This window comes from Petrimonas sulfuriphila, from assembly GCA_038561985.1.
In the GTDB taxonomy this organism is placed as follows: domain Bacteria; phylum Bacteroidota; class Bacteroidia; order Bacteroidales; family Dysgonomonadaceae; genus Petrimonas; species Petrimonas sulfuriphila.
Map to the genome: position 1 here is coordinate 2,168,525 of CP073276.1, position 18,242 is coordinate 2,186,766.

Here is an 18,242-nt window from a genome sequence, read left to right on the forward strand (position 1 = left end):
AATTACGGGGAGTCATACAGAATTAAAGAAACAAAAAAAATGATGAATATACAATGAAAGGAAAGAGAAACAAAATAAGAGCACCAACCTTTTGTTAGTATTGCTATTTTGGCGGTACCGCCAAAATAGCAATACTAACAAAACAAGTTTGCAAATTAATTTTAAATGGTATACTTTTGGATTGAAATACTGGTATACTTTTGGGGTGAAATAAACATCCACTAAAACAAACTCTTGAAACTCGCGGATAAATTGCTCGTTGAGCTGTCCGAAAGCAAGGTCGGAAGCGTTAAACTTCTTTTTGATAAACTCCGCCAAAGCTCGGCGAGTATAGGTGTAAGTTGGGAGTGTTCCTGCCGCACGGTCAATACCTATTCGGGCTTTTAGTTCGTCAGTAAGACGGTCAAATAGCCGGAGGAGTGTCATTTGGGTATCAACACTGCCCTGAAATTGGTTCTTAACATCTTCAGCTGTGAAAGCTTGTTTACGCTCTATCAGCGCATGGTAAGCCTCATTAACAGCAAGCAACAACCTATCCAGCTTGGCATTGGCGGTTACCGCCTCACGACTTTTGCCGTTCAAGCGGCTTTCTCGGGGATTCCAAAGCGAGGGAGTACAGGAGAGTTTGCAGCTGAACTGCACCATCGTCCGTCCGACAGTGATGCGACCCATGATGGGAGTTTTGCCCGACTTGTCGGGAGAGCTTTTTTTGAGGTAAAGCAGAACCTTGAATTTTTCTGTTTTCATAACACTTATAATTTTATGGACTTTGTCGTCAAATATCTGACGACAAAGTTACCGGTTATATAAGTGCTCTTTGATATGCAAAATGCTGTGAATCAAAACAAAAGAACCCGAATCAAGTTCGTTGTTTTGCTGTTAGTTACCTGTTTTGTTTCGGTAACAACCGAGGTAACGAATTGGTAACTGAAATACTGCTGTATTTTGCAATATTCTACTTTTTAGCAAAATGACAATTTGAAGCAAAATGATTCATCTTGAACGAATTACGTTTTATTTGCATCGTTTCGCGGATTACTGTTTCCTTGATTATTATTCATACCTTACGCCATACGTTTGCGACCACTACCACATTAAGTAAAGGTGTCCCTATCGGGACTGTGTCAAAAATGTTAGGTCATACAAATATTGAAAGGTCTTGAAGCGTTCCAATTTGGTTTGCATCGTCAAATCAATCAACATCGCTTCAAACGATTGGATATTATTGAATTGAGTGTAAAAATCAGCAACGAATTGTTGTTGAGAAAACTCAATCGAACGCCTGTTCGAAATTTCGGCAATTATCGTGTTGAATTGTGTGTATCGGGGAAGGATGTCGGCGATTTTGGTCATATTATAGGCTATTCAGAAAATCTTCTAATTCCCACGCAGATATATGTTCAATCCCTTCATTGGTGGGTATCTTGTAATCGTCCATACTTACTACATACTTATCGAAATTGTCATCAATGAGCTTTAAAGAACGGTATTCTCTTTCTATTGTGATTTCTTCTGTAAGGCTAAGAGTTACTTGTAAATAAAGCCTTTTATCGCCTTTTATTGCCACAAAATCGACTTCCGTATCTTTTATTGTTCCTACATAAACTTGGTAGCCTGCACGTCGTAAACTCAAATAAACTGCATTTTCCAAAAGATATCCAACTCCGTATCCGTACCCGGCGTAAAGATAGTTTCGATAAGCCAAATCGTTCAGATAATACTTGCTGTTGCCCGAAATCGTGTCTTTGCCTTTTATGTTGTAGCGTTCGGCACGATGAACGAGAAATGAATTTTCCAAATAATTGGCGTAAGATGAAAGCGTTTCGTAGTTTGTTTTACGCTTTTTCGATGCAAAAAAGTTAATGATGTTGGTTATCGAAATCAAATTGGATGCAGTATTGACTAAATAAACAAACAAATCGTCTAACAACTTTACATCCTTGATATTATAGCGTGCCACAATGTCGCGCAACATCACCGTATCTTTTATGGACGACACGTAATTCTGCTTCATTTCATCGTTGGGCAAGTTGAAAAGTTCGGGCAAGGCACCGCTTTGGAGGAATTTTCTGTAATTTCCACTATTGATTTCCAATCCTGAAATTCCACAAAATTCGGGAAAACTAAACGGGAAAATCTCAAATTCTACGTATCGACCCGACAAAAGCGTTGCCAATTCACCGGATAAAAGATTAGAGTTTGAACCGCTGATAAATAGTTCGCTCGGCTCTGCAAAATCTTGTGAATGTGAGTTTACAAACCGTTCCCACTCATCGATATACTGTATTTCGTCAATAAAAACATACACTTTTCCGCTGGGTTTTAAAGCTTCTCGATAGGTTTTGTAAAGCTGTTCCAACTCAACAGCGGTTCGCAAAGTCGCCAGTTCCATATATTCTTTGTTGATGTAAAGAATATTTTGGCTCTTTACACCTTCGGAAATCAATTTGGATGCGATTTGGCGTAAGATGTAACTTTTACCTGCACGACGCTGACCGACAAGTACTTTTACCAATTTATTGCCAAGATATTGACCAATTTTGTCCGTGTAGAATGTACGAGAATATCCCAAATATATCGGGTTATTATCCCAAAAATTGTACTTTCGAATGGAACTAATTATTTCAATCATAATTGAATATTTTTCGCAAATATAATTATTTTCAAATACACTTGAAAATATTCTTGGTTTTTATTCGAATAATTATGCTGTAACTGATTGAATTTGCTCATCGCATTGGCTTCTATATCGTCGGCAATGTCGATATAAGGTTTCATTGCTTTGTAATCGCTGTGTCCTGTCCATTTCATAACCACATTTGCCGGAATGCCAAGTGAAAGGGCGTTGCAGATGAAAGTGCGACGAGCGGCATGCTTAAAAGAGCATATTTTGGCGTAACCACATCAATGCGCTCATTTCCATTATAGTAGGTTTCAGGCGCAGGCTCATTTATTTCTGCGAATTCCGCCAATTCTTTCAAGTAGGTATTCATACGTTGGTTGCTGATAACAGGCAGTACTTTTCGTTCTTGAAATGCGATGTTTTTGTATTTTTCGAGAATGGTTTTGCTGTGATTGTTCAACTCAATAATTAGACTATCGGCTGTTTTAACGGTAGTAACTTCAATGTGGCCTTCTTTTATGTCACTTCGGTGAAGATTGAAAACATCAGAATATCTTAATCCGGTAAAGCAACAAAATAAAAACCCATCACGGACACGCTACAAGTATTGTTTTTGTTCCGGTATTTGGAATTCCCTAAATTTTGTCAGTTCATCCCAAGTAAGAGAAATTACTTTTTTGAGTGAGTTTTTTAGTTTTGGTTTAGAACTATCATAGGCAGAAAGAGCCTCCGATGGAAGGTCTGGACAAAACCAGATAATAACAAGATGAAAGCCTACAAGTCATTGATTTATATGACTTTGTGTCTTTTATGTCCGATTAAAAGAACACTAAAAAGACCCCAAAAGATACAATTTCGTGCCTAAATCGTTACCGACTACCGATTCCGTTTTGGACAAAACGATAACAATTTGTCCAAATTTCACCGTTTTCTTCCAGTTAATTATAAAATAAGTTACTTTGCAAATAGTAATGAATTGCCGGCATGGAAGTGCCTGAATTAATTTCTGACCACAGCTTGTTACTTCGAATATCCAGCAACCATTATCCTCCAGCATTTGCCATTTTATATAAACGGCTATGTATCGCTATAACGAGAACGGCACGTTGCAAAATACACAAGTGTTCTTGCTACTACTTTCTCTGTCATTGGATATTCATTTGGTGAAATTTCCTTCAACTTTATTCCATAATTATTTAATATAGAGATATAAGCAACTGTGTATGTACTTGTCAGGAAGCGAGAGGTTCCTTGTTATAAGAATGGGAAAAAACTATACTTTTTTAAAGATAAATTGCTTGTTTGGATAGAGAAAGGGAGAAAGAGAACTAAACTTGAGATTCAAGAGGAAGCAGATACTTGGCTCAATAGTAGAAAAAACATCTATGAGAAAGCACAAAATAATAAAAGAAAATGAATTTCACTTTAGCAGAAGAGCATAGCTCAAAAGTGGATAAATAAGGTGCTTTAAAGTTTTGTATAAATCGTTGCCGATTCTAGGTTTTAATGATTAAATTGTTGATATCTATCGGAACAAGAGGTTGGTTTATAACTCTCCCTTTCTGCACGACTTAAATCACCTTACTTTTCTGCAAGTAATCAGGCTGATCGGCATAAATGAATAGGAGGGAGCCTCCCTTGATGGCGTCGATGATAGGCTTTGTCAGCTCTCTGGGAAGTGCGGGACATCCGAAGCTGCGTCCCAGTCGCCCGGAAGAGTGAATTACTGTCTCACTACAGTAGTCGGCTCCGTGAATCACAATGGCCCGTGATCGGGCCATATCGTTGATCCCTTTTTCCAAACCGTCAAGCAGAAGTGAGTAACCATTTCCTCCTTCATAGGTGCTGCCTGTACGATAAAATCCCAAAGAGCTTTGGTATGATCCGTTTCGGTTTGAAAACTTAGTGGCGTAGTTCTCTCCACTGTTCCGTCCGTGTGAAACATAGGAGACAAATAACACCTCTTTGTACTCAAGATCCAGAACATACATTCTTTTTTCAGTGGAAGGAAGACTGAAATCAATTACCGTAAGGATTGAATTATTATTATTTAACTTTTTATAACCCGTGAAAGCTGCTTCAAAGGCATTAAATTGAATCAATCCGTTGAGGTTCATCTCTTCATAGAGAAGCTCACAATCCCGATTGAAGAGTTTAGGTTTTACTATATCCCCATGCGAGGAATCCCCACCAATAGGGAAAGAGAGGTTCCAGAAGAGGACCAAAAACAGAGTAATAGTGAATGTACGCATAGATAAATTCAGAAAGTGATTTTCAAATATACCTTTTTTCTGAATATTTCCATCAGTCAATTACCAATACGACAGATTCTTTAACAGTTGCCCGTTCGAAAACGAGTTTCGCATGTGAGGATGCGTTTCTTACGCACATGTGCGATCGGGGTGTGGTGCCCAATGATGCACTGTATTCAATAATATTCTTTCTGGGTAGCTGTACCGGTACTCCATGGATGTATGCCCCATTGGTGAAGCGGGACGCATAAGGGGCGTAACCAGCAATTTGGGAGCTGCCATCTTGCTGGTAATACATTTTTTCCTTCTTTTGCTGAATAGCAAAGAGACCGGTGGGTGTTTCCTGGGCATAGGGAGGTTTGTGTACACCGGTGGTGGCGGGGTTCTTGCTAAGGATATTCCACGTGTTGCCTTGCTTTTCGAGAAGAGCAACATGCTGGTTGGTGACGTCAACTACTACCACCTTGGTGAAGCGGATGGTGTTGCCCCAGGGTTTCAGGTAACGGTTGGGCACGAGGTACTCTCCCTCAAAGGATACACCCTGCACACGTACTAACTCTGTGGTATCGCTATCGGGAATTTTTACGAGCCATCCATCTCTGCCGTAGCGTAGCATCTTGTCGGTTTGCGTTACGTCATAAAGCGGCACCGATTGGTATCGCTCCACGCCATACTCGTCGGACACGCGTTTATATTCGTTGCGTACAAAGCCTTCTATGGTGGGAGCTTCGCCATTCATATTTTTATAGTTACTGAATACTCCCCAGTTGCCGCCATTTTCCATTGCATTTTCAAGGTGTGCAATCTTCTCTTTTACTTTCTCCCATTGAAAGCGACGTACAGTGTCCTTATATGGATACTCATCTTCCAGTGTATATTGATCGTATTCGAGGTTTTCTGTCAACTGTATATCGGCGGCTGTCCATTCTTTTTTTACTTCCGTTATGGGGATTGTGTCGATGTCTTCTGTAGTGACTTCGGGTGTGAGGTTGTCGCTGCTGTCCCCGGGCTTACAGCCTGTTTGAATTACCAATGTGAGGAATAAAAGAAGGAGAATATGAATAGGTTGAATATTTTTGAACTCCATGGGTTTATTCTGTTATATGTGTGGTTTTTTTCAATTTGAATTGTTTTATGTAACTGATTACTTCATGTAACAACCAAACTGTACAAAATGATCATTCATTTAATAACTATTTCATAATTTGTTTGGTAGCTCAGAGCTTTTCTCGCTTGCCCAGAAGGTCGGGTAGTCGCTCTGTAGTAGAACCAGTAGAATAAAGCATTCGCATTTCCTTGCGCTAAATTAAATATAATTAATTGATGTTATGAAAGTTATTTATTACAAAAATAATTGTATCTTTAAACCTAAGATATATGCAGAGAATATAGGTCAAAAGTGGACAAATAAGGTGCTGTAAAATTGTGCCTAATTCGTTGCCGACTGTAGGTTTTAAAAATTAAATCATTGATAATGATAAAGGAAAGGAGAAGGTTCATAATCCCTCTCTCCGCAATAAATGAGATATGAATAAGTCCAATTAGCTTGTAATTAGCGGTTGGACATATTGGTTGAAAAAGCGAATCATTTTTAAGTGATAAAGAGGCTGTTTCACGGTTTTCATTTTCATGAACGAAAAATTGCCTAGTTGCTTAAAAATTAGAGATTTTAAGACTATTTGAAATGGTGCAGAAGTAATGTTAAATTTTACAGTCCAACGACAATGTACTACTTCCACCTCATCCAGGTGAAATAATTCCGCAAAAATAATCCGCCTTCACCAGACCACTTCCGACACCATCACATGCATCGATCATCTTGTGTAGCGTGAATTCTTTACAGTTGTTACCCGAAGGAGGAGGCTACTTTCGGTACCCTGAAAAACAAAAAATTGCAAACGGTTCTTCTACAGGGGTAAAGACAGGGCAGAAGTGAAGTATGTATTGTTCTCGATTGCACATAACCTGCTAAAGTGGCATTATAAGGTTTATCAGGGGCTATTTTTATCTTTTTAGATGTTATTATCTACTAAAAGAAGACAGAAAAAAGTCGTCTCATAGTTTATTATGAGACGGCCTCTTTTTGCGTGCCTGTAAATAAACGTGGACAACGCTCCAGATCTATCCTCCTTGATAGACAAAGGCAATTGCCTATTCGTTTTTCTTCGCCAGCATGTTAATGCATTTCGGTTCCGCAGGTACCCAGTCCCCCCCTGTAGTAGTTGAACTGGACGTTGGGGTGGTCTGCCAGCAGCGACATGGGCACGGCGGAGTCAATAATCTTTTTCCCGATCATCAATGCGGTCAGCCTCTGTCCAAACGGATTGTCATGTACTCCCGCCTGCCAGATCGATACCTTTTCGGCCTGCCAGGTTTGTACGGGGCCCACCGTCAAGGCCTGCGAGGGGATTCCCGTAACAACACCGCCGGCACTGGTCCTCGCGTTTTGCATACAGGTAATGGGATGGAGGTCGACAACACGGGTGGTCAGTTTCTTGTACTCTTCCAGCGAGGGAGGGTTGTCCTTGTATTTCCCTTCTCTTTTCACCGGATCATTAAAGGCCCAATGTTTCGTGTCACCCTGTCCGCCCTGCATTACCGCACACCGTACGCCCGTGTTCCAACTTTTGATGTATTTCGAGGTGTCGGCTTCGGGATAGTGTATGTTTTCCTCCGGCATGCGCAGTTTTTTATTCATTCTGTGAAACATCAGCTCATTGTTCGCCCTTTCGAACGAGATGGGGCTCTCGACGCCGATCTCCTTCCCGTCCACGTACCATTCATCCATACCCCAGAAATGGGCATTTGACAGATCCAGTTCCAGCTCGTTCACCAGCCGGGCCACCAGCGGGAGCTGTTCGGTTGGCCCTATGGGGCCGCAGACCCCGACGGGTTCACTTGCCGTAGCTTGTTTCCATGCTGTAATGTATTCAAGCGCCTCGGCCAGGTAGAAGTCCTCCAGCGTGTCGTAGAAAACAACCTTGAATCCGGGCCTTGAAAGGGCCAGCATATCTTCGGGGGTCAACCTGGCGGCATCGCCCAGAATCTCGTCTTCCAGTGTTGTGAAATCCCACCAGTCCGGGGCCAGCATACTTATTTTTCGTGACATAGTTTAAATTATTTAATTTGGGTGTTTTACTTGATAATGATATTCTCTTCCAGGATCCCGGCAAGCACGTTTCCCTTCTGGAACCCGTGCCCCAGGTGTTGCCGGAAACCTTCCGCGTACTTGCGGTTCACCTCTTTTCCCCTTACCTCCGCAAAGTGTTTCATGGAAAGGATGTACTCGTCCACCTTGTGGTGTTCAAGCAGCCAGTCCCGCTGGCTTGCATGGGCTTTCAACATCTCCTCCTTAACCGGCATCTCTCCCGTTATGTCCACATACATCGAGGGGGCGACGGCATGTCCGAACTTGTCCTTTCCATCCATGGCGTCCGCGTAATAGAGGTAGGGTGACGGCTCGAAGGGCGCTTCATCAACTTCCATGTTTTTTATGCCACAACAGAAGCAGGCCGTCTGAACAATCCTTGCGGTCGTCTCGTGATCCACCATGTAGTCCGTCGGGCTGGCGGTAATAACTATCGAGGGCCGGATCTTTCTCAACACGGCGGTTGTCCTGTTTATCGCTTCCCTATCGTAGATTATGTACACATCTTCGAGCCCCACGCAATGGTAGGTTGCCCCGATAATCTGCGCGGATCTGCGTGCCTCGCCGGTCCTTATCCGGGAAATTTCCTCCCGGGTGTGTACCGCAGAGCCTTTATCACCGGGAGTCATGGTGACAATATGAACCTCCCAGCCCCTGTTTCTAAACAGGGACAATGTCCCGGCACACATGAATTCCGCATCGTCCGGATGCGCTAAAATGGCAACAATTCTTTTTTCCATATCCATCCTGTTATTTCATTTAAGATTATTTTCCTCGGCGGATTTATCAGCGGCGAAAATCAGTTCGTGTGTTTTCATGGCATCCGCCAAGCTGGTTAAAGGCATCTCCCTGCCTTCGTCCATTGCTTTAAAAAATGCTTCAAACTGATGCAGGTATGGGTGATCGGACACATCGCCCGAATCAAGCAGCTTCATGGATAAATCACTCCATTTATTCTTGTTTAACTCTTTGATTTTCGTAGAATAAAATTTATTATCCAAAAGGCTCCCTTCACTTCCTACCAAATGGAAATGGAAATAATAGGGCTGCAGACAATCAATAACCGAGGCAACTTTTCCTACAGCACCGTTTTTGAATTTTATGATCGAAACGGAGCTGGTGGGATATTCATATTTGGCAAAATCGGCATGGGAAGAGCCGGTCGAGTAGCTATGAACCGCATCAACTTCACTGTCGATACAGTACAAGAGGGCATCCATGGCATGACACCCTGCCGACAACAAGCTACTTCCCGCTTCCTCTTTTTTAATATTCCACCGGTACTGCCCGTAAGATGGCCCGATACCGTGGTAATAATCAACTTCCGCATAATGAATTTTCCCCAATAATCCTTGTTCTATAAGTGACTTTACAGTTTGTAATTGACCGGAAAAACGGCACTCGAAGCAGACGCATGTCTTTACGCCAGCTTCCTTCACAGCCTTCTCCACGGCCAGACAATCTTCCCACGTGAGGGCTATCGGTTTCTCAATGATCAGGTTTTTGCCGGCCCGGGCTGCCATAATGGCCTGCTTAGCGTGGAGGGCAGGATAACTGCATATGGACACCACATGTATATCGGGATTGGCAATCATTTCCGAATAATCCTCGTAACACCTGATGTTCCCTCCGTGCCTGGCGCTGATTTCCTTCGAATCCAGTCCCCGCGAAGAACAGATCGCAGTAACCTGTGCAAGAGAGGTCCTATTAATTGCGTCTATGTGGGCGCCTGCAGCCCAACTGTAACCAACGATTCCTACGTTATACTTTTTCATAATACGTTGAATTTATATTTATAAATTGTTTTAATTGATTTCATGTATTGTTTTATAATAATTTCAACTATGGCAAACTCACTCATTCTCTTTTGACAAGTCCTGTTAAATTTAAATGCTTTGTTCATTGATATTTCTTGGTTCAGGGAGTAATTATTTTATAAATACTTACGGTGTTTATGTTGAGAATTTCGTAAAAAAAGATTCAACCTTATGATTGCTTTACTACAAGTCATAGGTTAAAGAAAAACCAAGCTTTTTGTCCGAAAAAGTTAAAAAGCTTGCGAAACTGAAAAATTGATTCTATCGCCTTTTTACTAAAGTAAAGAAGCTGTTTGTCTTTGAAAGTATCGTTGAACCATTGTTTCACAGTACGTCGTTTTGTTTGGGAAGGTTCAATTATTTATTGTTGGTTCTGCAAATGTATAAAAAAAGCATAACAAATCAGTAATTTATTGAATTAACTTGCCGGCATAGATTCAGACCGCTATAAACAACAGTAAGGCACAAGGTATTATAACACAATAAGGCCCTGTAAAGCATTTGGCTTTCAGGACTTTATTGTGTTTGTTAAATTCGAAAGGAAATTTACTCTTTGGCCCTTACGTATTCGGTGGCGCTGAGTGCGGCAATTGTGCCGTCACTCACCGCAGTGGTTACCTGCCGGTAGCGTTTGGCAATACTGTCGCCTGCGGCAAAAACGCCGGGGATATTGGTTCTCATTGCTGGATCCACAATGACCTCGTCCCTTTCGTTGATCTCTACCATACCTTTAAATGCGGAGGTATTGGGTTTGTAGCCGATAAAAACAAAAACGCCATCGGTCTCCAATTCGGAGACCGCTTTGGTTTTTAAGTTCTCGATCTGCACCTTTTTCAACGTTCCGTTGCCCATATAGGCACGAAGCTCCGATTCCATCACAAAGCTGATCTTCGGGTTTTGCTTCGCCTCTTCCACAGCATGAGCAAATGCCTGAAAATGGTCAAACTGATGCACTATCGTTACGTGCGATGCAAAGTTGGTTAGGGTTACGGCTTCTTCCAGAGCGGAGTTTCCGCCTCCCACCACAATCAACCGCTTGTCCTGAAAGAAATCGGCATCGCACGTGGCACAATAGGAGATTCCCCGTCCTTCGAACTCCTTTTCACCGGGAATATCCAGCGAGCGGGGTTTTCCTCCGGGGGCCAAGATCACCGATTTCGCCCGGAAGATTCTTCCGTCCTCCAGTTCTACTTCTTTAGTTTCACCCGCTAATTGGTAACGTACAATCTTAACATTTGTCTTGATGGTGCAGCCAAAACTTTTGGCCTGCCTCCTCATAATATCCACCAGTTCGTATCCCTTTATCGTTTCCACGCCAGGATAATTGGCTATTTCATTGGTCAATACCATTTGTCCTCCCGTAACGCCTTCGCTTAAGATCAACGTATCCAGTTTTCCGCGCGAGGCATAGATTCCCGCAGACAATCCGGCCGCTCCGGCTCCCAAGATCATTACGTCGTATATTTTCTCCATACTCTTTCTTTTAAAAGGAAGACCAATCCTTTTGGGGATTGATCTTCATGAAATTAATACAAAAAATAATTATCAGGACAGAAACTGATCCAGATTCGATGTGATTTGCTGCATATTTTGTATGCTGGTGGTTGCCTTGGCTACCTTTCCGCTTTTATAATACATGGTGAAAGGAAGTCCCATAAATCCGCGGCATTCGGGAGCATTTCTTATAACTCCCGATTCCGGGCTGTCAAAAGCCATGGAGTAGAATTTCACTTCAGGGCGTTCTTCTTCCAGTTCTTCCATGATTTCATAAACAGGGATACACATCGGTCCCATACGTCCGCAGCATACCATTACGTTTTCGTTCTCGTCGATAATTTTCTGCAGCTCTTCAGCAGTTTCAATCTCGTGGATGTTAGTTCTTAAATACTTCATAATTATTGTTGATTTTATTGTTATTTTCCGACGACAAAGTTATGGCATAATCGGTTTGAAAACGAAGAATACCGGCTGACATACTCCATGAAAAAAAATGAGCTTTGTCAGTTTTTGGACTGATAAATGTCAGTTATATGAAAAGGTTGTATCTTTGATGGAAAAAGTAAGAAAAATGAACCCATTTCCAGAGAGTGATACAGATAATTGCGAAAAGATGGTAGCTTGTTTTCGCGACTTGAAGCCTGAGGAGCTGACGCTTATCAGTTCCGGTAAAACAGAACTCACCTATCTGGCAGGAGAAACGTTGTTTAAACAGGGCGCATTCTCCACCCATGTCTTGTTGGTAATGGATGGGTTGGTAAAGGTTTACCTACAAGCCGGACGCGATAAGCAGCTGAATCTACAACTGGCAAAACCGGGAGATTTTCTGGCGTTTGCCTCTGTTTTCGGGGAAACGGTACACACTACATCGGCTATAGCGTTGACGGATACACAGGTTTGCATGATTGATAAGGAAAACATGCGTCAATTGTTGATGAACAATGCGGAGTTTGCCATGCGCATTACGTCGCGAAATTTTCGCGATGAGCGTCAATTGTTGACGGTTATCGGTAATATCACGTATAAGCAGATGCGGGGCAAACTGGCTTCGGCACTGTTGTATCTTAGCGGATATGAATTCTCGGGACAAGAAGTTTTTCCGCACCTTTCCCGGCAGGACATTGCCAATTTTGCTTCCATAGCCACGGAGAGTACCATCAAGTTTCTAAAAGAGTTTGAGCGTGATGGGATTATAGTGCTTGAAGGAAAAGACATCACTATACTTGACCGGTCGGAGTTGGAAAAAACAGAGCGGTTGGGTTAACAAAAGGTTCACTTTCAAAAATTATCCAGGCTTTCCAAACGATCCGCCAATGATATCCAACAGCTCGTTAGTAATGGATTGCTGGCGTAGTTTATTGTATTGGAGTGTGAGTTCGTCCAGCAGATCTTCGGCATTGTCGGTGGCGGTTTGCATGGCGATAGTACGTGCGGCATATTCCGATGATACTGAATCTGCGTGAATAGTGTATAGTTTCAATTTCAGTACTTTAGGGATGAGCTGGTCCATGATGGTTTGTGGATCAGGCTCAACGATATAATCGGGCTGGGGAATTTTCCATCTTTCATCTTCTGTCATCAGGGTAATGGGTAAAAATGTTTCCCGTAACAGTTCCTGTGTTCCTTTGCTTTTGTAGTGATGATAAATTAACTCCACTTTATCGATCTTCTTGTTTAAAAAAAGTTCCATCAGATCCGAGGCCAGTTGCCGCGTTGCTTCATACGAGGGCTTGTCGGCGATGTGGCAAAAATTATTTGGAGTCTCAAACCCCAATTTCCGGGCTGCTTCATACACTTTATCACCAATGGCATAAATGTGGATATTCTCTTTTCCTAGAGGGAGATATTCGTTTACCGTAACCTTCAGTTGGGAGATTACATTTTCATTGAATCTGCCGGCAAGGCTTGTGTTGGACGAAAACAGGATAAGTGCCACCCGCTTTATCTGACGTCGTTCTGCAAATGGGGAAACCAGGTTATCTTGTGAGTTCACAAAAAGCTCCATCAATTGTTGCAGTTTCTGTTGGTACGGATACAGGTTTTCTATGATTTTCTGTATTTTCCGTAATTTGGAAGAAGCGATCATCATCATGGCCGACGTGATTTTTCGTGTCGACCGCACCGACTGTATCCGTGTTTTTATTTCCTTTAACGAAGGCATTGGCTACAACTGTTTCTTGGTGTCGGCAGCAACGGTTTCCAGAATGTTAGTGACAACATCGTTGAGAACACCTTTTTTCAACTCATCCAGTACGTCTGTCCGGTGGTTAAGCTCAAGAATCTGGAGAAATTTCTTTTCAAATTCGGAAACTTTTTCCAACGGAACATCGGTTAACAGTCCTTTTGTCCCGCAGTAGAGGATAGCGATTTGCTTTTCTACACTCAGGGGTTGATGGGGCGACTGTATGAGGAGTTGCTCGTTTTTTTGCCCTTTATCGATGGTCATTGCCGTCACTTTGTCCATATCGCCACCGAATTTGGTGAATGCTTGCAGCTCCTGGTATTGAGCCTGATCAATTTTGAGCGTTCCTGCTACTTTTTTCATCGACTTAATTTGAGCGTTTCCGCCTACGCGCGACACCGAGATCCCTACGTTTATGGCCGGGCGCTTGCCATTGTTGAACAAATCGGTCTCAAGAAAAATTTGTCCGTCTGTAATGGAAATCACGTTCGTGGGAATATATGCCGATACGTCTCCCGCCTGTGTTTCTATGATGGGAAGAGCGGTAAGGGAACCGCCACCTTTTACTTTTCCTCTCAGACTTTCGGGAAGGTCGTTCATCTGAACGGCCATCTCCTCCTGCGAGATAATCCGTGCCGCACGCTCCAGCAGTCGCGAGTGCAGGTAGAAGATATCTCCCGGATAGGCCTCCCGTCCCGAAGGACGGCGAAGAATCAGCGATACTTCCCGATAGGCTACGGCCTGCTTGGAAAGGTCATCGAATACTACCAGGGCATTTCGTCCCGTATCGCGGAAATACTCGCCTATGGCAGTTCCGGTAAAAGGAGCATAGTACCTCATTGCTGCAGGATCGGCTCCGTTGGCGGCAACAACAACGGTATAATCCATTGCTCCGTATTCCTTGAGTGTTTGTACGGCAGCAGCCACCGTTGAACCCTTTTGTCCAATAGCTACATAGATGCAGTACACCGGATCCCCAGTTTCGAAATTACTGCGCTGGTTAATGATGGTATCGATGGCGATGCTGGTTTTTCCAGTTTGCCGGTCGCCAATGATAAGCTCGCGTTGTCCGCGGCCGATAGGAATCATGGAATCCACAGCTTTCAGTCCCGTTTGCAGAGGAGTATTTACGGGTTGTCGGAAAACTACCCCGGGGGCTTTGCGCTCCAGTGGCATTTCATAAACCTCGCCGGTTATTTTTCCCAACCCGTCGATGGGCTCCCCTATCGTGTTTATGACACGTCCCAGCATTCCTTCTCCCACAAAGACTGAGGCTACCCGTTTGGTGCGTTTCACGGTTGTTCCTTCTTTGATTTCTATCGAAGGCCCCAACAGGACGGCACCGACGTTGTCTTCTTCAAGATTCATCACGATGGCATCCACACCGTTGTCGAAACGGAGCAGTTCGTTAGCTTCGGCATTTCGCAGTCCGTAAATCCGGACAACACCGTCGCTCACCTGCATCACAACGCCGGTTTCGTCGAATCGAACATCGGTGTCTATAGCCTGCAACTGCATGCGTAACACTTCCGATACTTCGCTCGTTCTTATTATATTGTTAGACATGTTTTTATTATCAGACGATTTTTCTATTCACTTCTTTCAATTCGCTCTTTATCCGGAGTAGTTGTCCCGATACGCTTGTATCCAATCGATTATCGCCTATTTGAAGTATAAAACCTCCCAAAATGGATGCGTCTGTCAGTCGTTCCAATTCTAATGTTTCACCCGTTTTGCTTTCTATAAACGACTTTAATCGGTTGTACGTGGGTTTATCAACCTTAGTGGCCGTGATAAGCGTTCCGCTTAAGATGTTGAATTTTTTCCGGTATAATTCCAAAAAGCGCAAGGCTATATATTGCAGCCGCTCTTCCCTTTTATTTTTGAGCAACAGATCGATAAACTGTTCCAACGGTTTAGAGATACTTTCCCCTGAAGCAGTATGAATCAGTTTTCTTTTTTCCGGTATACTTATGGCTGGATTTGCCAAGGCTTCCCGGAAGTTGCTCACCTCCGAATACATATGTAGAAGTGTTTTGATTTCTGAATACACTCTTTCCTGCAGGTTTTGTTCTACGGCAAAATCCAGCAAAGCAGTAGCGTATCGGGTGGAAATAAGTCCTGTGTTCATTAAGGAAAGAATTACGATTTTGAAATAATTACTTCGTCCATTAGCCGGTTTATCATTTTCGATTGTTCTTCCTCTGAGTTCAGTTTCTCCCGAAGTATCTTTTCGGCCACACTCACTGAAAGGGATGCTATCTCGCCACGGATGGCCCGTACTGCGCTTTCTTTCTCAATTTCAATCTGTTTTTGAGCATCTGTGATGATTTTATCGGCTTCTATACGGGCACGCTCTTTGGCTTCTTCAAGTATCCGGTCACGCGATTGTGCTGCAGCCTCCAGTATTTTTGCTTGTTCCAGGCGAGTTTGTTCCAGAATTGTCTGGCTGTTCTCTTTCACCTTGTCCAGCTCTTCATGCGCCTGTTTAGCTGCCAACAACGCGTTGTCGATATACCCTTTCCGTTTGTTCACCATCTGTAGGATTACGGGAAATCCATATTTCATCAGAATGAATGCAACCATTCCAAACGAGAGCGACATCCAGAACACAAGTCCCGGTTCGGGGGTCAATAGGGACATACCGGTGCTATTTTATCAGGATAAATCCACAGACTACGACGGCAAACAGGGCTACTCCCTCTATAAGGGCAGCTGAAATAATCATGTTCATGCGGATATCTCCTGCCGCTTCCGGTTGCCTGGCAATCCCTTCCATGGCGGATGTGCCGATTTTCCCGATTCCCCATCCGGCGGCCAGAACAGCGATACCAACACCTAAGGCTGCACCAAAAACATCCAGGCCTGAGCCCGTAGCTTGTAATAAAATTGAAAGTAGTTCCATAGTTTTTTAATCAGTTTATTTGTTTATTGTCTTGTATTTTGTTTCCACAAGTTCTTTTTCTTTCTGATGCGATTCTACGCGTGCCATCCCGATAAAGACGGCAGACAGCATCGTGAACACATACGCCTGTATAAAGGCTACCAGCAACTCCACCAGCATGATAAACACAGTGAAGATAACCGATAATGCCGTCATGGACGCGTTTATGGTTGCACCCATGCTTGCCGTTACAAAAACAATGGCCGTCAACCCCATCACGGTGGAGTGTCCGCCGGTAATATTGGCAAAAAGACGGATCATTAGCGCGAAAGGCTTGGTAAAAACCCCAACCAGTTCGATAACGGGCATCAACGGAACCGGAACTTTCAGCCATTTAGGTACATCGGGCCAGAAAATTTCCTTGTAATATTCTTTTGTTCCGGTAAGATTGACAACAAGCAGGGTTGAAATGGCCAAAACCATCGTTACAGCTATGTTTCCGGTGACGTTTGCCCCACCCGGAAAAACAGGGACAAGCCCCAGGAGGTTGTTCAGAAAAATAAAGAAAAACACCGTGAGCAGAAATGGAGCGTACCGAGCATGGTCTTTACCGACGGCAGGTCTTATAACATCATCATGGATGGACATAATAAACATCTCCATCAAACCGATAAATCCTTTTTTCCCTTCCATCGGATTGCGTCTCAGTGAACGGGCAACGCTCATTACGAGAATAATCAGCAAAATGGATGAAAAGATAAGCGATGCAGCATTCTTGGTCAGCGAAAGGTCAAACGGCCTTATCTCGGCTCCGGAAGCATCTCTTTCCACAATTTTTCCTTTGTATTTTCCTTCGTGGGTAACGTAGAATCCGTTAAATGAATTTTCATCATTATGTAATTTCGACGAAAGGAACAGGTGCCATCCGCTTGTCTTACTGTGAAGAATGACCGGAAGCGGAACGGTGATGTGTCCGTTATCCCAGCCGGTAATTTTCCATTCGTATGTGTCTGCCAGATGTTCAAGAATCATTTCTTTCACATTCAATTCTTCGGCTTGTGGGTCCGGACTAGATTCCGGTGAGGCCGAAAGGGGCAGAGCCATTAAAAATAGTCCACACACCCACATCCATATGTGAAACGGGTACTTCATCGATCTTCCAGGTATTTCTTTTTAACCGGATTATTTTTCTTTTGTTCTTCTTTCAGATACATTTCTATTTTCATATAGATATAGGTTTCTATTCCGAGATAGATCAGGTAAAAAATAATAAAAATAATGGCGAAACTGCGTATTTGCTCTTTGTCCAGGAACCAGTAAAGAGTGATGATTATCACTCCAATAAATACTTTTATCACCCGCAACAGCATGTACATATTCACTATTTCCTTGGGATTGTCTTTAGGCATTTTCATCATAATGAAAATAAATACTAATCCGGTTATGTAGAAGAAAAGCGGAAGCACAAAGTACGCATCAATTAATGTGTCGGGGGAAAATATTTTTAATATATACCATACTCCGAACCCTGCTGCAAACAACATAACCGTGTGAACGATGAGAAAATGCCTGACTAATCTCTTCATAATTCTTTGATAATTGATTCCAAACAAACCGTTACCTTATTATTGTTCTTTTCCACAAAACCATCTTCGACAAGCAATTCGATCAGTTCGTTCTGGTGGGTTACAAACGAAAGTCTTCCTTTCACCAGTGATGAAATAATGGATGCATGATTTTCCAGTATCTGAAATGAACCCGATGCGCCGGGGAGTGTGACGGAGCTGACACTGCCGGTGAAAATCATTTTTTCGGGAGAGATAATTTCTAATTGCATGA

Annotated in this window: 18 protein-coding genes and 2 pseudogenes; 2 read left to right on the plus strand and 18 right to left on the minus strand. The window is 42.9% G+C overall.

The window, feature by feature from the left end; translation table 11 throughout:
• Positions 1 to 12: 12 nt before the first annotated feature.
• Positions 13 to 747: a phage integrase SAM-like domain-containing protein gene (locus KCV26_09070; GenBank protein WZX35482.1), complete on the minus strand. Its 735-nt coding sequence runs from the start codon at positions 745 to 747 to the stop codon at positions 13 to 15.
• 320 nt (positions 748 to 1,067) lie between these two features.
• Here KCV26_09070 and KCV26_09075 point away from each other — a divergent pair.
• Positions 1,068 to 1,160, plus strand: a pseudogene (locus KCV26_09075) (recombinase).
• Positions 1,161 to 1,354: 194 nt separating this feature from the next.
• On the opposite strand, the gene KCV26_09080 reads toward KCV26_09075, so the two are convergent.
• The 9 genes and pseudogenes from KCV26_09080 to KCV26_09120 form a co-directional block, all read right to left on the minus strand.
• The gene (locus KCV26_09080; GenBank protein ID WZX35483.1) at positions 1,355 to 2,632 is read right to left on the minus strand and encodes an ATP-binding protein; all 1,278 of its coding nucleotides are present in this window, start codon (positions 2,630 to 2,632) and stop codon (positions 1,355 to 1,357) included.
• 80 nt (positions 2,633 to 2,712) lie between these two features.
• Positions 2,713 to 3,344: pseudogene (locus KCV26_09085) on the minus strand (integrase catalytic domain-containing protein).
• A gap of 850 nt (positions 3,345 to 4,194) precedes the next feature.
• The gene (locus KCV26_09090) at positions 4,195 to 4,875 is read right to left on the minus strand and encodes a murein L,D-transpeptidase catalytic domain family protein (protein WZX35484.1); all 681 of its coding nucleotides are present in this window, start codon (positions 4,873 to 4,875) and stop codon (positions 4,195 to 4,197) included.
• Positions 4,876 to 4,927: 52 nt separating this feature from the next.
• Positions 4,928 to 5,962: a L,D-transpeptidase gene (locus tag KCV26_09095; GenBank protein WZX35485.1), complete on the minus strand. Its 1,035-nt coding sequence runs from the start codon at positions 5,960 to 5,962 to the stop codon at positions 4,928 to 4,930.
• Between the two features lie 1,089 nt (positions 5,963 to 7,051).
• Entirely contained in the window at positions 7,052 to 7,984 is a 933-nt protein-coding gene (locus tag KCV26_09100; GenBank protein WZX35486.1) for a hypothetical protein, read from the minus strand.
• A gap of 26 nt (positions 7,985 to 8,010) precedes the next feature.
• Positions 8,011 to 8,763 (minus strand): PIG-L family deacetylase, encoded by a 753-nt coding sequence (locus KCV26_09105; GenBank protein ID WZX35487.1) that lies wholly within the window; start codon positions 8,761 to 8,763, stop codon positions 8,011 to 8,013.
• A 15-nt stretch (positions 8,764 to 8,778) separates the two neighbouring features.
• Positions 8,779 to 9,798: a Gfo/Idh/MocA family oxidoreductase gene (locus tag KCV26_09110; GenBank protein WZX35488.1), complete on the minus strand. Its 1,020-nt coding sequence runs from the start codon at positions 9,796 to 9,798 to the stop codon at positions 8,779 to 8,781.
• A gap of 588 nt (positions 9,799 to 10,386) precedes the next feature.
• A complete protein-coding gene (gene trxB, locus KCV26_09115; protein WZX35489.1) occupies positions 10,387 to 11,313 on the minus strand; it encodes a thioredoxin-disulfide reductase in 927 nt (308 codons plus the stop codon).
• Between the two features lie 72 nt (positions 11,314 to 11,385).
• Positions 11,386 to 11,733, minus strand: a complete 348-nt coding sequence (locus tag KCV26_09120; protein WZX35490.1) for a thioredoxin — start codon at positions 11,731 to 11,733, stop codon at positions 11,386 to 11,388.
• A gap of 175 nt (positions 11,734 to 11,908) precedes the next feature.
• Between KCV26_09120 and KCV26_09125 the strand changes: the two genes are divergently transcribed.
• On the plus strand, positions 11,909 to 12,601 hold the full coding sequence (locus KCV26_09125; protein WZX35491.1) for a Crp/Fnr family transcriptional regulator: 693 nt from the start codon (positions 11,909 to 11,911) through the stop codon (positions 12,599 to 12,601).
• Between the two features lie 21 nt (positions 12,602 to 12,622).
• Here the strand turns inward: KCV26_09125 and KCV26_09130 are convergent, their stop codons facing one another.
• From KCV26_09130 to atpC, 8 genes are read right to left on the minus strand one after another with little or no spacing between them, the layout of a single operon-like run.
• Positions 12,623 to 13,498, minus strand: coding sequence for a F0F1 ATP synthase subunit gamma (locus KCV26_09130; GenBank protein WZX35492.1), 876 nt, complete (start codon positions 13,496 to 13,498; stop codon positions 12,623 to 12,625).
• Positions 13,499 to 13,501: 3 nt separating this feature from the next.
• Positions 13,502 to 15,085 carry a F0F1 ATP synthase subunit alpha gene (atpA, locus tag KCV26_09135; GenBank protein ID WZX35493.1) on the minus strand — a complete coding sequence of 528 codons (1,584 nt, stop codon included), beginning with the start codon at positions 15,083 to 15,085 and terminating at the stop codon, positions 13,502 to 13,504.
• Between the two features lie 10 nt (positions 15,086 to 15,095).
• The gene (locus KCV26_09140; protein WZX35494.1) at positions 15,096 to 15,650 is read right to left on the minus strand and encodes a F0F1 ATP synthase subunit delta; all 555 of its coding nucleotides are present in this window, start codon (positions 15,648 to 15,650) and stop codon (positions 15,096 to 15,098) included.
• Between the two features lie 11 nt (positions 15,651 to 15,661).
• On the minus strand, positions 15,662 to 16,162 hold the full coding sequence (gene atpF / locus KCV26_09145) for a F0F1 ATP synthase subunit B (protein ID WZX35495.1): 501 nt from the start codon (positions 16,160 to 16,162) through the stop codon (positions 15,662 to 15,664).
• Positions 16,163 to 16,169: 7 nt separating this feature from the next.
• The gene (gene atpE, locus KCV26_09150; protein ID WZX35496.1) at positions 16,170 to 16,424 is read right to left on the minus strand and encodes an ATP synthase F0 subunit C; all 255 of its coding nucleotides are present in this window, start codon (positions 16,422 to 16,424) and stop codon (positions 16,170 to 16,172) included.
• Between the two features lie 15 nt (positions 16,425 to 16,439).
• Entirely contained in the window at positions 16,440 to 17,555 is a 1,116-nt protein-coding gene (atpB, locus tag KCV26_09155; protein WZX35497.1) for a F0F1 ATP synthase subunit A, read from the minus strand.
• Complete coding sequence (locus KCV26_09160) at positions 17,552 to 17,989, minus strand: hypothetical protein (protein ID WZX35498.1); 438 nt, start codon at positions 17,987 to 17,989, stop codon at positions 17,552 to 17,554. Before KCV26_09160 ends, atpB begins: the two co-directional genes overlap by 4 nt.
• Positions 17,986 to 18,240 carry an ATP synthase F1 subunit epsilon gene (gene atpC, locus KCV26_09165; GenBank protein ID WZX35499.1) on the minus strand — a complete coding sequence of 85 codons (255 nt, stop codon included), beginning with the start codon at positions 18,238 to 18,240 and terminating at the stop codon, positions 17,986 to 17,988. The genes KCV26_09160 and atpC overlap by 4 nt, the downstream gene beginning before the upstream one ends.
• Between the last annotated feature and the right edge of the window lie 2 nt (positions 18,241 to 18,242).

Bases quoted from the DNA above. Each gene is read 5' to 3' on its own strand.
- KCV26_09070 (WZX35482.1), bottom strand. From the start codon at position 747: ATGAAAACAGAAAAATTCAAGGTTCTGCTTTACCTCAAAAAAAGCTCT.
- KCV26_09080 (WZX35483.1), bottom strand. From the start codon at position 2,632: ATGATTGAAATAATTAGTTCCATTCGAAAGTACAATTTTTGGGATAAT.
- KCV26_09090 (WZX35484.1), bottom strand. From the start codon at position 4,875: ATGCGTACATTCACTATTACTCTGTTTTTGGTCCTCTTCTGGAACCTC.
- KCV26_09095 (WZX35485.1), bottom strand. From the start codon at position 5,962: ATGGAGTTCAAAAATATTCAACCTATTCATATTCTCCTTCTTTTATTC.
- KCV26_09100 (WZX35486.1), bottom strand. From the start codon at position 7,984: ATGTCACGAAAAATAAGTATGCTGGCCCCGGACTGGTGGGATTTCACA.
- KCV26_09105 (WZX35487.1), bottom strand. From the start codon at position 8,763: ATGGAAAAAAGAATTGTTGCCATTTTAGCGCATCCGGACGATGCGGAA.
- KCV26_09110 (WZX35488.1), bottom strand. From the start codon at position 9,798: ATGAAAAAGTATAACGTAGGAATCGTTGGTTACAGTTGGGCTGCAGGC.
- trxB (WZX35489.1), bottom strand. From the start codon at position 11,313: ATGGAGAAAATATACGACGTAATGATCTTGGGAGCCGGAGCGGCCGGA.
- KCV26_09120 (WZX35490.1), bottom strand. From the start codon at position 11,733: ATGAAGTATTTAAGAACTAACATCCACGAGATTGAAACTGCTGAAGAG.
- KCV26_09125 (WZX35491.1), top strand. From the start codon at position 11,909: ATGAACCCATTTCCAGAGAGTGATACAGATAATTGCGAAAAGATGGTA.
- KCV26_09130 (WZX35492.1), bottom strand. From the start codon at position 13,498: ATGCCTTCGTTAAAGGAAATAAAAACACGGATACAGTCGGTGCGGTCG.
- atpA (WZX35493.1), bottom strand. From the start codon at position 15,085: ATGTCTAACAATATAATAAGAACGAGCGAAGTATCGGAAGTGTTACGC.
- KCV26_09140 (WZX35494.1), bottom strand. From the start codon at position 15,650: ATGAACACAGGACTTATTTCCACCCGATACGCTACTGCTTTGCTGGAT.
- atpF (WZX35495.1), bottom strand. From the start codon at position 16,162: ATGTCCCTATTGACCCCCGAACCGGGACTTGTGTTCTGGATGTCGCTC.
- atpE (WZX35496.1), bottom strand. From the start codon at position 16,424: ATGGAACTACTTTCAATTTTATTACAAGCTACGGGCTCAGGCCTGGAT.
- atpB (WZX35497.1), bottom strand. From the start codon at position 17,555: ATGAAGTACCCGTTTCACATATGGATGTGGGTGTGTGGACTATTTTTA.
- KCV26_09160 (WZX35498.1), bottom strand. From the start codon at position 17,989: ATGAAGAGATTAGTCAGGCATTTTCTCATCGTTCACACGGTTATGTTG.
- atpC (WZX35499.1), bottom strand. From the start codon at position 18,240: ATGCAATTAGAAATTATCTCTCCCGAAAAAATGATTTTCACCGGCAGT.